Below are 14,141 nucleotides of genomic sequence, written 5' to 3'. Positions count from 1 at the left end.
CGGTGTGAGATCGCGCCCGAGCTCGGAGCGGCACGCACCGAGGAGCCGGGAATCGAACTCCTGTGGAACGCCCCGTCGGGACGACCAGTACGACAGGACGGCGTCGATCTCCGCCTCGCCCAGCCCGTCGACCATCCGGACGGCCTGCCGTGCGAGCACGCCGTCGCCGGCGTGGATCGCACCCCGCTCGGGCGTCTCCTCGAGGCGAGCGGACGATCCAGGTGCCGTGGTCGTCGGCTCCGGCTGGCGAACCCGAAGAAAGCCCGATACCAGCGTCCTGTCCCATTCGGCGGTCGTATCGGCTTCCTGCTGCAGGGCTTTCGACTGGGAGCCGCGGGCCGGGGTGATGCCGATCAGATGAACGCGGACTCCATAATTCTGGGCGATCTATACCCCGACCCGAACGTCCTCGTCGCCCGACAGCAGAACCGCGTCGCAGATCGCCCCGAGCCGGGCCAGCTCGATCATGTCGGTGACGATCAGGGAATCGACGCCCTTCTGCTCGCCGGCGCTGTTCAGGAGTCCGAGCCTGAGCTTGACGTTGTCGAGATGCGCGATCCCGTCCTGTTCGATCGTCAGGCCTTTGAAGCTGGCTCCGTCGTACCAGTAGGCCCGCAGGAAGTCGCAGCCGGACGCCCGCTCGCAAGCGAAGTTGGTGATTGCGGCAATTGCGCGTGGCGCATCCAGAACGAGCGACGATCGTGGTTGGCGGGCGCCGGTCAGCGCGACGGAGCCTTGGGCGAACAGATATCCGGGTCGACAAACGCTGCCACGCGGTTCACGCGCGTCCCCAAATAGAAAGGGCCCCCGCAGGGGCCCTTCGTAGGCCCGCGACGACCGGAGAAATTTAGAGATCACCACGGGGTGGTGCCTATATAAGCCCGCAACCCTGCAGGCGCAAGCGCGCTCGTCAGTCCACGAACACCCGGTTCACGTGGCCCATTTTTCGCCCCGGCCGGACGATCGGCTTGCCGTAGAGATGCACGGCGGCGCCCGGGACCGTGAGCCAGGCCTGGTGGTCGTCGACCTCGGCGCCGATCAGGTTGATCATCTCGGCCCGGCCGTGGCGGACCGGCACGGCGAGCGGCCAGCCGGCCACCGCACGGATGTGCTGCTCGAACTGCGACACCGTGCAGCCGTCCTGGGTCCAGTGGCCGGAATTGTGGACGCGCGGCGCGATCTCGTTGACCAGCACGCGCCCGCCGGCGCCGCCGCTCTCGGCCACCCAGAACATCTCGACGGCCATCACGCCGACATAGCCGAACGCGTCGGCGATGCGCCCGGCGATGTGTCGCGCGGCCTCGGCGATCTCGGCCGGCACGGCGGCCGGCACCCGGGTCACCTTGAGGATGTGGTCGCGGTGCTCGTTCTCGCACAGGTCGAAGGCCTGAACGGTGCCGTCGAGGCCGCGGGCGACGACCACCGACACCTCGCGCTCGAACGGCACGAAGGCTTCGAGAATCGCCGGCTGCCGGCCGATCTCGTCCCAGGCCGTGCCGGCATCGTCGCCGGCCCGGATCGTCACCTGGCCCTTGCCGTCGTAGCCGAACCGCCGCGTCTTCAGCACGGCCGGTCGGCCGAGTGCGGCGAGCGCCGCGTCGAGCGAGGCGCGGTCGTCCACGGCGGCATAGGGGGCGGTGGCGATGCCGAGCGCGGTCACGAAGTTCTTCTCGGTGAGCCGGTCCTGGGTGGTCGCGAGAATCGTCGGGTCGGGCAGCACCGGCTTGCGGGCGGACAGGAACGTCGCCGTCTCGGCCGGGACGTTCTCGAACTCGTAGGTGACCACGTCGACGTCATTGGCGAAGCGGTCGAGCGCCTCCTTGTCGGTGTAGTCGGCCTCGGTGACCCGGCGCACCACGTCGAAGGCGCAGGACTGCGGGTCCGGGCACAGCACGTGGCACTTGAAGCCGAGCCTTGCGGCGGCGAGCGCCAGCATGCGGCCGAGCTGGCCGCCGCCGAGAATCCCGATGGTGGCGTCCGGCCCGAGCGGACGCGGCGCGACGATCACGCGGAGGCCTCCTCGGACGGCGCCTCGGCGACCGACTCGGTCTGGCGGCGGCGCCAGACGTCGAGCCGGTCGGCGAGATCGGCGTCGTGCAGCGCCAGGATCGCGGCGGCGAGCAGAGCCGCGTTGACGGCGCCGGCGCGGCCGATGGCGAGCGTGCCGACCGGCACGCCGGGCGGCATCTGGACGATCGAGTAGAGCGAGTCGACCCCCGACAGCGCCTTCGACTCGACCGGCACACCGAGCACCGGCAGCGGCGTCATCGCGGCCGTCATGCCGGGCAGGTGGGCGGCGCCGCCGGCGCCCGCGATGATCACCTGAAAGCCGTCCGCCTTGGCGCCCTTGGCGAAGGCGATCAGCCGGTCGGGCGTGCGGTGGGCCGAGACGATGCGGGTCACATGGTCGACGCCGAGCGCGGTCAGCGTCTCGGCGGCGTGCCGCATGGTGGCCCAGTCGGACTGGCTGCCCATGATGATGGCGACCGGGCTCGCGGCCATGGCTCTCTCGGACAATGGCTCTCTCGGATCGGGAACAGGACCGCCGGGCGGTCGACGCGCGGTTTTATCCACTGGGGTTTCGGGCGGCAAGCGAGCCGGTCGGCGGCGCGTGCCGGAGTGGACGCTGCTTCGGCCCGAGTCGCGAATCACGTACAGCGGAGAGCATCACAGGGCGTGCGGCGACCGGCTCATGCGGGGCAAGACGGCGGGACGGCAGATGCGGCGGACCGGGTCGGCCGGCGGCAAGACCGCGCCGCCGCGGGCGCCCGAGGAGCCGTCGTCCCCGGTGGCGAGCGGCGCCGGGCCGGTGCGGTCGCAGCCGGGACGGCTGGCGGACGAGGCCGACCGGCTCGGGGCCGGCGTCGCGACAAAGCTCGCCCGCGAGGTCGCCCGCCTGGAATCCGAGCTCGCCGCGATGCGGGACCGCCTCGCGGAGCTCGAGGCGCATGCCGACCGCGACCCGCTGACCGGCCTCCTCAACCGCCGCGGCTTCGAGCGCGAGCTGTCGCGCGCGAGTGCCCATGTCCAGCGCTACGGCGGCCGGCTGGTGCTGGTCTATCTCGACCTCGATGGCTTCAAGCCGATCAACGACACCCACGGCCACGCCGCCGGCGACGCCGTGCTGCAGACCGTTGCGGCGGTGCTGCAAGGCCATGTCCGCGCCTCGGATCTCGTCGCCCGGCTCGGCGGCGACGAGTTCGCGGTGCTGCTGTGGAACCTCGCCGACGCTGACGCGCAGGCCAAGGCGACGGTTCTGGAGGCGATGATCGCCGCCGCCCGGGTGCCATGGGGGGAGGGCGAGATCGCGGTCGGAGCCTCGGCCGGCACGGCCGCCCTGACGGCTCCGGAGGCCGTCGCCGAGGCTCTCGCCCGTGCCGACGCGGCCATGTACACGCGAAAACGCCGGCGCGCCGGCCGGAGTGGCTAGCCCGTCAGGCGATGATGTCGGGCGTCATCTGGTCTTCGATGAAGGAGATGCGGTCCTTCAGCCACAGCTTGCGCTTCTTGAGGCGCTGCACCTGGAGAATGTCGGAGCCGGGCGTATCCTGCAGGACCGAGATCGCGACGTCGAGGTCGCGATGCTCCTGGCGCAGGCGCTCGAGCTGTCCCTTGAGGTCGGCTTCGTTCTCGTTCATCGGACCGCGTTCGCCACCGGACGGTCGGTCACCGGACCGTCGGGGACCGTGGGACCGCTGCACCGGCCGCGGTCCAGTCATGCCCGGGTCGAACGTGATCGCGGCCTGTCGCCGCATGTATCGCCCGGGAGCGTCGTTTTTTCAAGGTTCCCAAGGTCGCCCGCCGCGGTCACGGCAACGATCACGAAACGGTGTCGTGCGAGACGGTGTCGATCCTCGTCGACACCAAAGTGTCATCGTGGCAGACTGTCAATGTCAGGCAGCAATCTGACATGAGGAGAAAAGGCACATGGCCACGCTCTCGCTTGCTGAACTCGAACAACGGCACCGGATGCTGGAAGCGGAACTCAACGAAGCCCTCCAGCATCCGTCAGTCGATGATCTCCAGCTCGCCGAGTTGAAGCGTCGGAAACTGCAGCTCAAGGACGCCATCGTTCGGATGCAGCACCTGAGCAGCGTACACTGAGGATTAGTTCGGAATAATTCATCGTTGTGTTTGGTAGAGCCGCCGGCTCTCGGAAACGAGGCCGGCGGTTCTGTTTTCGAAGGGCCACCCGGCGGTGGCCGGTGTGCGGATCGTCTCCGCATCTGTTGCGATCGACCGTGCGATCGACGGCGCGATCGACGGCCGGGGGCGGTCAGATCTTGCGCAGCTCGGCCGCCGCCCGCGCCAGGATCTCGACGATGCGGGCCTCCGCCTCGGCGTCGCGGCCGAACCGTTCGGCGGCGATGTCGCGCAGATTGTCGACCGCCGCATCGACCAGGCGGGACACCCGGGGACCGCGCTCGCCGTCCTCGCGCTCCGCCCGCTGCCGCCAGCGCTCGGCCTTCTGGGCGATCGCCGCGAGACGCTCCGCCACGGCGTCCACCACGGCCTGATTCTCGGCCAGATGGGCGCGGCCATCGTCCGTGATGGTGTACAGCTTCTTGCTGCCCTCGGTCTGCGCCGTGACGTGCCCGGCCTCCTCCAGGAAGGTCAGGGTCGGGTAGACCATGCCGGGGCTCGGCGCGTACCAGCCGCCGGTCTTCTCCTCCAGGATCTTGATGATCTCGTAGCCGTGGCGCGGCTGCTCGGCGATCAGGGCGAGCGCCAGCAGGCGGAGGTCGCCCTGCGCCAGCATGCGCCCGATGCGGGCGACGTCGCCGCCGCCGAAGCCGCCGCCGAAGCCGAACCCGCCGCCGAAGCGGCCGCGTCCGAAGCGGCCGCCGCCGCCGTGCCGGCCGGCCGCCCAATGGCCCGGGTGCATGTCGTCGCGCCCGCCGTGATGGTCGTGATGGCGCGGTCCGCGGCTGTCCCGGGGGTCACAATGATGTCCGTGCATTTCGTTCTCCGTGTTAAGATATATCTTGAGATAGAGCGTGCTTCGTTATAGCGCAAGATATATCTTACATATTTTCAGGTTGCCGCAGTCCGTGCGCTTGCGCAGGCGCTCGCGGACTGGTTCGCTAAGCGTGCGAGGAACTCACAAGGAGATAAAAATGCGCGGGGATGTCTCGCGGCGCCGGGGGCTGGCGCTCGCGATCATGTCGTTGTTCGGTCTCACGGTTTTCGGTCTGCCGGGGGCGCTGTCCGGCGGTTCGGCGGTGGCTCAGGACGCGGCCTTTCCGACCCGGCCCGTCACCCTGATCGTCCCGTTCCCGGCCGGCGGCGGCAACGACGCCACGGCCCGGGTGGTCGCCGACAAGATGTCGGGGGCGCTCGGCCAGCAGGTGATCATCGACAATCGCGGCGGCGGCGGCGGCAATATCGGCACCCGGGCGGTCGCCCGCGCGCCGGCCGACGGCTACACGCTGCTGCTCGGCTACACCGGGACGCTGTCGATCAATCCGAGCGTCTATCGCAATGCCGGCTACGACCCGCGCAAGGACTTCGCCCCGATCGGCATGATCGGGGTGTCGCCGAGCGTCTTCGTCGTCCATCCCAAGGTGCAGGCGACCTCGATCGCCGAGTTCATCGCCCTCGCCAAGGCGAGCCCCGGCAAGCTCGATTATGCCTCGTCGAGCGCCGGCACGGTCGGCCATATCATGGCGGAGCTGTTCGCCAAGGAGGCCGGGATCAAGCTGTCCCACATCCCCTACAAGGGGACGGCGCCGGCCTTGAACGACCTGATCGGTGGCCACGTGGCGATGATGATCGTCCCGATCGTCCCGGTGCTCGGCAGCGTCAAGGGGGGCACGCTGCGCCCCCTCGGGGTGACGAGCAAGACGCGCAGCGCGCTGCTGCCGGACGTGCCGACCGTCGCCGAATCGGGCCTGCCGGGCTTCTCGGCCGAGCTGCAATACGGGCTGCTGGCGCCCGCCGGCACGCCGCCCACCGTGGTGGCGAAGCTCAATGCGGCACTGAACGCGGCGCTCGCGAACCCCGACGTGAAGGCCCGATTCGCCGCCGAGGGCCTGGAGCCGCGGCCGATGACGCCGCAGCAATACGCCGACTATATCGACACCGAGGAGAAGACCTGGGGCACGCTGGTGCGCGCTCTCGACATCAAGGTGGAGTGAGGCCACGCCGGCCGGCGCCGGCGCGCCGTCTTCGCTCCGTCGGTGCGTCGTCGGTGCCGGCCCTTGTCGTTCGAATACAGGTCCAGACGCCCCGGGGAGACCGTCGACACTCCCTCGTCGGCATTCCGGACGCCGCGAAGCGGCTGTCCGGAATCGGGAGAGGGCTATGGGTTCCGGGCTCCGGCCTTCGGCCGGCCCCGGAACGACCAGAATCGGAATTTCAACAGCCTGCTGGGGAGCCGGTGAAAACGTTTTCACCGCCTTTCGACGAGCTGCCGTTCCGTGTCGACGCCGGGCCGGTTTCGCATCGTGTCGCCCGGCCGCGATGGCACGAGCGACCCAAGACAAGACGATCACGACAACCAGACCGACAACAAGCAGGAGACGACCATGCGTGCGGATCACCCCCGTCGCCGCACCCTCGCGGCGATGCTCGCCCTCGCCGGCCTCGCGCTGGCGGGACCGGCCCCGTCCGCGTCGGCGCAATCCGCCGGCGCGACCCCCACGGCGGCCGGCGAGGCCGCCGGCTGGCCGGCCCGGCCCATCACCCTGATCGTCCCGTTCCCGGCCGGCGGCGGCAACGACGCCATGGCCCGGATCGTCGCCGACAAGCTGTCCGGCGCGCTCGGCCAGCAGGTGATCGTCGACAATCGGGGGGGCGGCGGCGGCAATATCGGGACGCGGGCGGTCGCCCGCGCGGCGCCGGACGGCTACACACTGCTGCTCGGCCACACCGGGACCATCTCGGTCAATCCGAGCCTGTTCGCCACGGCCGGCTACGACCCGCGCAAGGACTTCGCCCCGATCGGCCTGATGGCGACCATGCCGGTGGTGCTGCTCGCCCATCCGTCCTTCCCGGGCAAGACCGTCGCCGACGTGATCGCCGCCGCCAAGGCGGCCCCCGGCAAGGTGAGCATCGGCACCTCGGCGGTCGGCACCGGCGGCTACATGACGGCGGAGCTGTTCAAGGCGAGCGCCGGCATCGATGCGACGCTCGTGCCCTACAAGGGGACCGGCCCGTTGATGAACGACCTGGTCGGCGGCCACGTCCCGATCGCCTTCGGGATCCTGGCGCCGGCGCTCGGCAACATCGAGGCGAAGACGCTGCGGGTGATCGCCGTGATGAGCCGCGAGCGGTTCCCGCTGCTGCCCGACGTGCCCACCGCCGACGAGTCCGGCCTGCCGGGTTTCGAGTCGGTCCTGCATTACGGCCTGCTGGCGCCGGCCGGCACGCCGGTCCCGATCGTCGCCAAGATCAACGCCGCCCTGCAGGCGCTGGTGAAGACCGAGGACGTCGCCAAGCGCATCCGCGCCGAGGGCGGCGCGCCGCTGACCAGCACGCCGGACGAGTACGCCGCCGACATCGACCGCGAGGAGAAGAAGTGGAGCGCCTTGGTGCGTCGGCTCGGGCTGAAGGGGGATTGAGCAGAGCGCCGTCACGACGGACCTTGCCCGGGGCATCCCCCTCCTCATCCCTCCCCCACAAGGGGGGAGGGAGCAGCGCCGGGCTGATGCCTCGCGCCTTTGCTCGATTTCGAGTCCGATCGGCAGGGCTTCGCAACTACGGCACCTCGCGTCCAGCGTTTCCTCACCCCTTGTGGGGCCGGGAGCGGGGTGTACGGCCCATCCGGATCGGCCGCCGACGATCGGTCGGTTCCCGCCGCGACGCGAGGCCTCACGCCTCCTTCGCCATCTCGCGCAGCTTGAACTTCTGGATCTTGCCGGTCGAGGTCTTCGGGATCTCGGTGAACACCACGTGGCGCGGGCACTTGAAGGCGGCGAGGTGCTCCCGGCACCAGGTGATCAGATCCTCGGCCGTGGCGCTCTTGCCCTCGCGCAGCTCGACGAAGGCGCAGGGCGTCTCGCCCCACTTCTCGTCGGGCTTCGCCACCACGGCGACGGCGGCGACGGCCGGGTGCTTGTAGAGCGCGTCCTCGACCTCGATCGACGAGATGTTCTCGCCGCCCGAGATGATGATGTCCTTGGCGCGGTCTTTCAGCTGGACATAGCCGTCGGGGTGCATGACGCCGAGGTCGCCGGAGTGGAACCAGCCGCCCGCGAAGGCCTCGTCGGTCGCCGTCTTGTTCTTCAGGTAGCCCTTCATCACGACGTTGCCGCGGAACATCACCTCGCCGAGCGTCGTGCCGTCGGCCGGCACCGGCACCATGTGGGCCGGGTCCATCACGACGAGGTCGTCGAGGCCGACGTAAGGCACGCCCTGGCGCGCCTTGAGGGCGCCCCACTGGTCGATCGGCAGCGCGTCCCAGTCGCGGTGCCAGTCGTTGATCACCGAGGGGCCGTAGGTCTCGGTGAGGCCGTAGAGATGCGTCACCTCGAAGCCGGCCTCCTTCATGGCGACCAGCACGGATTCGGGCGGCGGTGCCGCCGCGGTGAAGAACTGCACCGGGCCGGCGAGCGGCCGCTTCTCGTGCGGGGCGGCGTTGAGCAGCGTCGACATCACGATCGGGGCGCCGCACAGATGGGTGACGCCGTGCGTCGCCATCAGCTCGTACATCAGGCCGGCGCGCACCTGGCGCAGGCACACATGGGTGCCGGCGACCACCGAGATCGACCACGGGAAGCACCAGCCGTTGCAGTGGAACATCGGCAGGGTCCACAGATAGACCGGGTGCTTGCCCATGCCGCAGTTGACCACGTTGCCGGTGGCGGTGAGCGCGGCGCCGCGGTGATGATAGACGACGCCCTTGGGATTACCGGTGGTGCCCGACGTGTAGTTCAGCGAGATCGCGTCCCACTCGTCGCCGGGATGTTTTCGCACGAAGTCGTCGCTGCCCTGCGCGACGACGTCCTCGTAGTCGAGCGTGCCGATGCGCTCGCCGGCGCCCGTGAACTCGGGATCGTCGTAGTCGATCACCAGCGGCTTCACCGTGGCGGCGTCGAGCGCCGGCTTCATGACGCGCGAGAACTCGCGGTCGGTGATCACCACCTTGGCGTCGGCATGGTCGAGCGAGAAGGCGATGATGGCGGCGTCGAGCCGGGTGTTGAGCGTGTTCAGCACCGCCCCCGTCATCGGCACGCCGTAGTGGCATTCGAGCATGGCCGGCGTGTTGGCCAGCATCACCGAGACGGTGTCGCCGCGCCCGATGCCGTGCTTCGCCAGCGCCGAGGCGAGCCGTTTTGCACGATTATGAAAATCCCGATACGTCCGGCGCAGCGGCCCGTGCACCACGGCGAGGTGGTCGGGATGGGTGCGGGCGGCCCGCTCGAGGAAGACGAGCGGCGTCAGCGGCTGATGGTTGGCGGGATTGCGGTCGAGATCGGTGTCGTAGGCGTTCGCGGCCATCGGGCAATGCGCTCCCTGGAAAACCGTCCCACGTTAGCGAAGCCGCCGAAGCCCTCCAATACGCCGCTCGGCGGAGACGATGTCGCGGCCCGCCGGGCGCGGCCGGCTCGTCGCGGCGCATCGACCCGACGCCGCGGCCTCAGCCGCGGCCGAAGACCAGATGCGCGCCGCCCTGCCAGATCAGCGAGACCGAGATCAGGAAGATCAGCGCGTAGCTGATCTTGTAGAACAACTCGGTCGGGGTGCGGCGCACCAGCCAGATGCCGAGGAAGTTGGTGGCGACCGCGAGCGGCAGCAGCAGCACCGACGTGCCCAGCGCCTCGCCGGTGAACTGGCCGAGCGCGAAATAGGGCAGCACCTTGAGGGCGTTCACCACGGCGAAGAAGATCGTCGTGGTGCCGACCAGGCGCAGCTTCGGCAGCTTCTGGGGCAGCACGAACACCTGGAAGGGCGGGCCGCCGCCCTGCGACAGCGTCGAGGTGAAGCCCGACAGGCCGCCCCAGAACACGCCGGCGGCCGGATTCGGCGCCTTGCCCGCCTTGGGCGGCCGGCCGAACCAGACGTTGAGCACGAAGCCGAGCCCGATCAGCCCGACCGCGATGCGGATCATGTCGTCCGACACATGCGCCGCGATCGCCCAGGCGATCCCGACCCCGATCGCCGCGCCCGGCAGCAGGATCTTCAGGTTCCACGGATCCCAGTCGCGGCGATAGACCCACACCGAGATGAGATCCTGGACGATGACGATCGGCAGCAGGATGGCGGCGGCCTGCAAAGGCGGCGCGTAGAGCGCGAGCAGCGGCGTCGCCATGGTGCCGACGCCGGCGAAGCCGCCCTTGGAGAGGCCGATCGCGGTCACGGCCGGCAGGGCGACGAGGTAGAAGATCGGGTCTTGGATGATGTCCACGGTCGACAGGCGGCGTGAGGCGGGAAACGGGGGCCGCGCATCAAAGCCGATCCGGTCGCGTCACGCCAGCATGGATTAGTCCGTGCGGCTGCGCGGCGCGCCGATGCTGCGATCCGCCCGTGGCGACCGGCCGATGGCGATCCCGGATGTGGCGATCCGCCGCCCGTCCGCCGCGCCGCCGCCGCGCTCGACGACCAAAGGCTAAGGGGCAACACTCTTGCAAACCGGTGCGAGTGCGGCACAATCGCGGCCAAAAGCCCCCGGGACAGAAACACGGCAGCCGCGTCCGGCTCCTGCGCTCGCGCGTCGGAGCCGAAGGGCGTGCCGATCAGGAGGAAGCGACGTGACGAATTCCGCATCCGCATTGCATCTGGAGACCGCCCGGCAGGACACCGGCGCCGGCGCCACGCGTTATCACGAGGTCTATGCGCAGTCGCTGAAGGATCCGGTGGCGTTCTGGGGCGAGGCCGCCGAGGCGATCGACTGGTACGAGAAGCCGAAGACGATCTTCGATCCGAACCTCGGCCCCTACGGCCGCTGGTTCGTCGGCGGCGTCTGCAACACCTGCTACAACGCGGTGGACCGTCACGTGCTGAACGGCCGCGCCAACCAGCCGGCCATCATCTACGATTCGCCCGTCACGGCGACCAAGCGCACGATGACCTACGGCGATCTGCTGCAGGAGGTGCGCACGCTCGCCGCCATCCTGCGCGACTTCGGCGTCGGCAAGGGCGACCGCGTCATCCTCTACATGCCGATGGTGCCGGAGGCGCTGATCGGCATGCTGGCCTGCGCCCGCATCGGCGCCATCCATTCGGTGGTGTTCGGCGGCTTCGCGGCCAAGGAGCTCGCCACCCGCATCGACGACGCCAAGCCGAAGGTGATCCTCACCGCGAGCTGCGGCATCGAGCCGGGCCGCGTCGTCGCCTACAAGCCGCTGCTCGACGCCGCCATCACGTTCGCCTCGGAGAAGCCGTCCGCCGTGCTGGTGCTGCAACGGCCGCAGACCCAGGCCGAGCTGATTCCCGGACGTGATCACGATTGGGCGACGCTGCGCGCCACCGCGCTCAAGTCGGGCCGCGTCGCCGAATGCGTCCAGGTCGCCGCGACCGATCCGCTCTACATCCTCTACACGTCGGGCACCACCGGCAAGCCGAAGGGCGTGGTGCGCGACAACGGCGGCCACATGGTCGCGCTCAAATGGACGATGCCGAATCTCTACGACGTCGCCCCCGGCGAGGTGTACTGGGCGGCCTCCGACGTCGGCTGGGTGGTCGGCCACTCCTACATCGTCTACGCGCCGCTGCTGCACGGCTGCACCACCATCCTCTACGAGGGCAAGCCGATCGGCACGCCGGACGCCGGCGCCTTCTGGCGGGTGATCGCCGAGCACAATTGCGTGACCATGTTCACGGCGCCGACCGCCTTCCGGGCGATCAAGAAGGAGGATCCGGACGCCAAGCACCTCGAGCGCTACGACCTGACGAAGCTGCGGGCGCTGTTCCTGGCCGGCGAGCGCGCCGACCCCGATACCGTGATGTGGGCCGAGCGCATCCTCGGCGTGCCGGTGATCGATCACTGGTGGCAGACCGAGACGGCCTGGGCGATCGCCGGCAATCCGGTCGGCCTCGGCCGGCTGCCGGTGAAGCCCGGCTCCCCGACCGTCGCCATGCCGGGCTACGACGTGCGCATCGTCGACGAGGGCTGCCACGAGCTGCCCGCCAACAAGATGGGCTCGATCGTCGTCAAGCTGCCGCTGCCGCCGGCCTGCCTGCCGACCCTGTGGCAGCAGGACGACCGCTTCGTCGAGAGCTATCTCCACGAGTATCCGGGCTACTACAAGACCGCGGATGCCGGCTTCAAGGACGAGGACGGCTATCTCTACATCATGGGTCGCACCGACGACATCATCAACGTGGCCGGACACCGGCTGTCGACGGGCGGCATGGAGGAGGTTCTGGCCTCGCACCCGAACGTCGCCGAATGCGCCGTCATCGGCATCAAGGACGAGCTCAAGGGCGAGGTGCCGTGCGGCTTCGTCGTCCTCAAGGCCGGCGTCGACAAGAAGCCGAGCGACATCGAGCAGGAGATCGTCAAGCTGGTGCGTGACAAGATCGGCCCGGTCGCCGCGTTCAAGATCGCCATCTGCGTCAACCGCCTGCCGAAGACGCGCTCCGGCAAGATCCTGCGCGGCACCATGAAGAAGATCGCCGACCACGACCCGTGGACCATGCCGGCCACCATCGACGACCCCGCGGCGCTCGACGAGATCGACGCGGCGCTGAAGGGCCACGGCATCGGCGGCGGGTGAGGCTGCGCGGCGGCGACGCGTGATGCGCCATCCCTCTCCCTCCCCCGCCTGCGGGGGAGGGTCGGGATGGGGCCGTGGCACGGAGGCCACCGGAGCGCGTGGTCAGGACGGCCGGGGCGCGCCCCGGCCTTTTTTCGTTCCGGTCGATCGATCGGGCCTGGTCCGGTCGCCGCATCCGCGGTCCCGGATCGATGGCCCGCGTCAGACCTCCACCTCCACCTCGGCCCCGGCTTCGACCGCGTCGCGCAGCGACCAGGTTTCCCACGCCGCCACCACGATCAGCACCAGGTTGCCGGCGGCGGCCAAGGCGAGCGGCGACATCAGCACGGCGGCCGGCGCCAGCAGTGCGAGCAGGCCGAGCCCGATCATGTGGGACAGCGCCGGGCGGCCGAACAGGATACGCTTGAACAGAAGATTGCCGAGCAGGAAGAGCGCGTTGCCGCCGATCACGGCGGCCACGGTCTCGACATTGGCCGGGCCGGTCGGATGCGCCAGCACCAGCTCGTCGCTGACCGCCGAGACGATGATGCCGGCGACCGGCAGCAGGTGCACATACGTGTAGGCGACGCGTGCGAGCCGTCCCGGATCGTCGGCCTCGGCGATCCGCTCGGTGCCTTTCTCGGCCCCCATGTTGAAATAGATCCACCACATGGCGACGCTGCCGACGAACGCAGTGACCGCGGCCGCGATCGTCGGGGCCGTCCACTCCATCTTGCCGAAGGTCGCGCCGGTGACCAGGATCGACTCGCCGAGCGCGATGATCACGAACAGGGCGCAACGTTCGGCGAGGTGATGGCCTTCGACGTCCCAGTCGCCCGACACGGAGCGGCCGAGCCCGGGTGTCCAGAAGCCGGTGGCCGGCGCCGAGAACTCCAGCACCAGCGCGGCCGCCCAGGCCGCGAGCCGCATCTCCCCGTCGAGGATCGCGCCGGCGATCCACAGCGGAGCGCTGAGCACCGCCCAGGCGGTGATGCGTTGGAAGTTGAGAAAGTTGCCGGGGCTGGCTCGGCGCGTCGCCCACAGCATGAAGAGCGGCCGACCGAGCTGCATGGCCAGGTAGGCGCCGACGAAGATGTGGGCCCGCGTCTCGAATGCGAGCGGCAGCGAGGTCGCCAGCACCAGGCCGGCCAGCATCATCGCGAACAGCAGGATCCGCACCGGCACGGTCTGCGGATCGACCCAATTGGTCACCCAGGAGGTGTCGATCCACACCCACCAAACGGCCGAGAGCAGCATGGCGACGTGCAGCACGCCGAGCGGCGTCGGCTGCTCGAGCAGCAGATGCGAGAGCTGCGTGACTGCGAAGACGAAGACGAGGTCGAAGAACAGCTCGACATAGGTGACGCGCTCGTGGTCGCCGCTGCGGATGCGCAGCACGCCGGCACGCGGCCGTGCAGAAGTCATGCGGGGGTCACCTTCCGACCCTTCGGTTCGCCGAAAGGGTAGCATCACCGCCGGCGAAACGCCACCACGGGTGGCGAC

At 69.6% G+C, this 14,141-nt stretch carries 13 protein-coding genes; 5 read left to right on the top strand and 8 right to left on the bottom strand.

Annotated features, from left to right (window positions below; all coding sequences use genetic code 11):
• Positions 1–387: 387 nt before the first annotated feature.
• From ACFSOX_RS19365 to purE, 3 genes are read right to left on the bottom strand one after another with little or no spacing between them, the layout of a single operon-like run.
• Positions 388–861 carry an NYN domain-containing protein gene (locus ACFSOX_RS19365; protein WP_378479461.1) on the bottom strand — a complete coding sequence of 158 codons (474 nt, stop codon included), beginning with the start codon at positions 859–861 and terminating at the stop codon, positions 388–390.
• A gap of 49 nt (positions 862–910) precedes the next feature.
• On the bottom strand, positions 911–2,005 hold the full coding sequence (locus ACFSOX_RS19360) for a 5-(carboxyamino)imidazole ribonucleotide synthase (RefSeq protein ID WP_378479486.1): 1,095 nt from the start codon (positions 2,003–2,005) through the stop codon (positions 911–913).
• Positions 2,005–2,502, bottom strand: coding sequence for a 5-(carboxyamino)imidazole ribonucleotide mutase (purE, locus tag ACFSOX_RS19355; protein ID WP_378479460.1), 498 nt, complete (start codon positions 2,500–2,502; stop codon positions 2,005–2,007). Before purE ends, ACFSOX_RS19360 begins: the two co-directional genes overlap by 1 nt.
• A gap of 190 nt (positions 2,503–2,692) precedes the next feature.
• Between purE and ACFSOX_RS19350 the strand changes: the two genes are divergently transcribed.
• A complete protein-coding gene (locus tag ACFSOX_RS19350; protein WP_378479459.1) occupies positions 2,693–3,430 on the top strand; it encodes a GGDEF domain-containing protein in 738 nt (245 codons plus the stop codon).
• 4 nt (positions 3,431–3,434) lie between these two features.
• Here the strand turns inward: ACFSOX_RS19350 and ACFSOX_RS19345 are convergent, their stop codons facing one another.
• The gene (locus tag ACFSOX_RS19345) at positions 3,435–3,638 is read right to left on the bottom strand and encodes a YdcH family protein (RefSeq protein WP_111358688.1); all 204 of its coding nucleotides are present in this window, start codon (positions 3,636–3,638) and stop codon (positions 3,435–3,437) included.
• A 289-nt stretch (positions 3,639–3,927) separates the two neighbouring features.
• On the opposite strand from ACFSOX_RS19345, the gene ACFSOX_RS19340 reads away from it, so the two are divergent.
• The gene (locus ACFSOX_RS19340; RefSeq protein ID WP_378479458.1) at positions 3,928–4,104 is read left to right on the top strand and encodes a YdcH family protein; all 177 of its coding nucleotides are present in this window, start codon (positions 3,928–3,930) and stop codon (positions 4,102–4,104) included.
• A 172-nt stretch (positions 4,105–4,276) separates the two neighbouring features.
• Here ACFSOX_RS19340 and ACFSOX_RS19335 read toward each other — a convergent pair whose 3' ends face one another.
• Positions 4,277–4,960: a PadR family transcriptional regulator gene (locus ACFSOX_RS19335; protein WP_378479457.1), complete on the bottom strand. Its 684-nt coding sequence runs from the start codon at positions 4,958–4,960 to the stop codon at positions 4,277–4,279.
• A 157-nt stretch (positions 4,961–5,117) separates the two neighbouring features.
• Between ACFSOX_RS19335 and ACFSOX_RS19330 the strand changes: the two genes are divergently transcribed.
• The gene (locus tag ACFSOX_RS19330) at positions 5,118–6,137 is read left to right on the top strand and encodes a Bug family tripartite tricarboxylate transporter substrate binding protein (protein ID WP_378479456.1); all 1,020 of its coding nucleotides are present in this window, start codon (positions 5,118–5,120) and stop codon (positions 6,135–6,137) included.
• A 390-nt stretch (positions 6,138–6,527) separates the two neighbouring features.
• Positions 6,528–7,562 carry a Bug family tripartite tricarboxylate transporter substrate binding protein gene (locus ACFSOX_RS19325; protein ID WP_378479455.1) on the top strand — a complete coding sequence of 345 codons (1,035 nt, stop codon included), beginning with the start codon at positions 6,528–6,530 and terminating at the stop codon, positions 7,560–7,562.
• A gap of 250 nt (positions 7,563–7,812) precedes the next feature.
• Here ACFSOX_RS19325 and ACFSOX_RS19320 read toward each other — a convergent pair whose 3' ends face one another.
• Together ACFSOX_RS19320 and ACFSOX_RS19315 are read right to left on the bottom strand one after the other, a co-directional pair.
• Positions 7,813–9,441 carry an acyl-CoA synthetase gene (locus tag ACFSOX_RS19320; protein ID WP_378479454.1) on the bottom strand — a complete coding sequence of 543 codons (1,629 nt, stop codon included), beginning with the start codon at positions 9,439–9,441 and terminating at the stop codon, positions 7,813–7,815.
• A gap of 139 nt (positions 9,442–9,580) precedes the next feature.
• A complete protein-coding gene (locus ACFSOX_RS19315; protein WP_378479453.1) occupies positions 9,581–10,348 on the bottom strand; it encodes a sulfite exporter TauE/SafE family protein in 768 nt (255 codons plus the stop codon).
• Positions 10,349–10,718: 370 nt separating this feature from the next.
• On the opposite strand from ACFSOX_RS19315, the gene ACFSOX_RS19310 reads away from it, so the two are divergent.
• Complete coding sequence (locus ACFSOX_RS19310) at positions 10,719–12,659, top strand: propionyl-CoA synthetase (protein WP_378479485.1); 1,941 nt, start codon at positions 10,719–10,721, stop codon at positions 12,657–12,659.
• A gap of 201 nt (positions 12,660–12,860) precedes the next feature.
• Here ACFSOX_RS19310 and ACFSOX_RS19305 read toward each other — a convergent pair whose 3' ends face one another.
• Entirely contained in the window at positions 12,861–14,063 is a 1,203-nt protein-coding gene (locus ACFSOX_RS19305) for a low temperature requirement protein A (protein WP_378479452.1), read from the bottom strand.
• Positions 14,064–14,141 lie beyond the last annotated feature (78 nt).

It is taken from the genome of Rhodoplanes azumiensis (assembly GCF_042682915.1).
Classification (GTDB): Bacteria; Pseudomonadota; Alphaproteobacteria; order Rhizobiales; family Xanthobacteraceae; genus Rhodoplanes; species Rhodoplanes azumiensis.
This window is presented reverse-complemented; position numbering and strand designations above follow the sequence as displayed.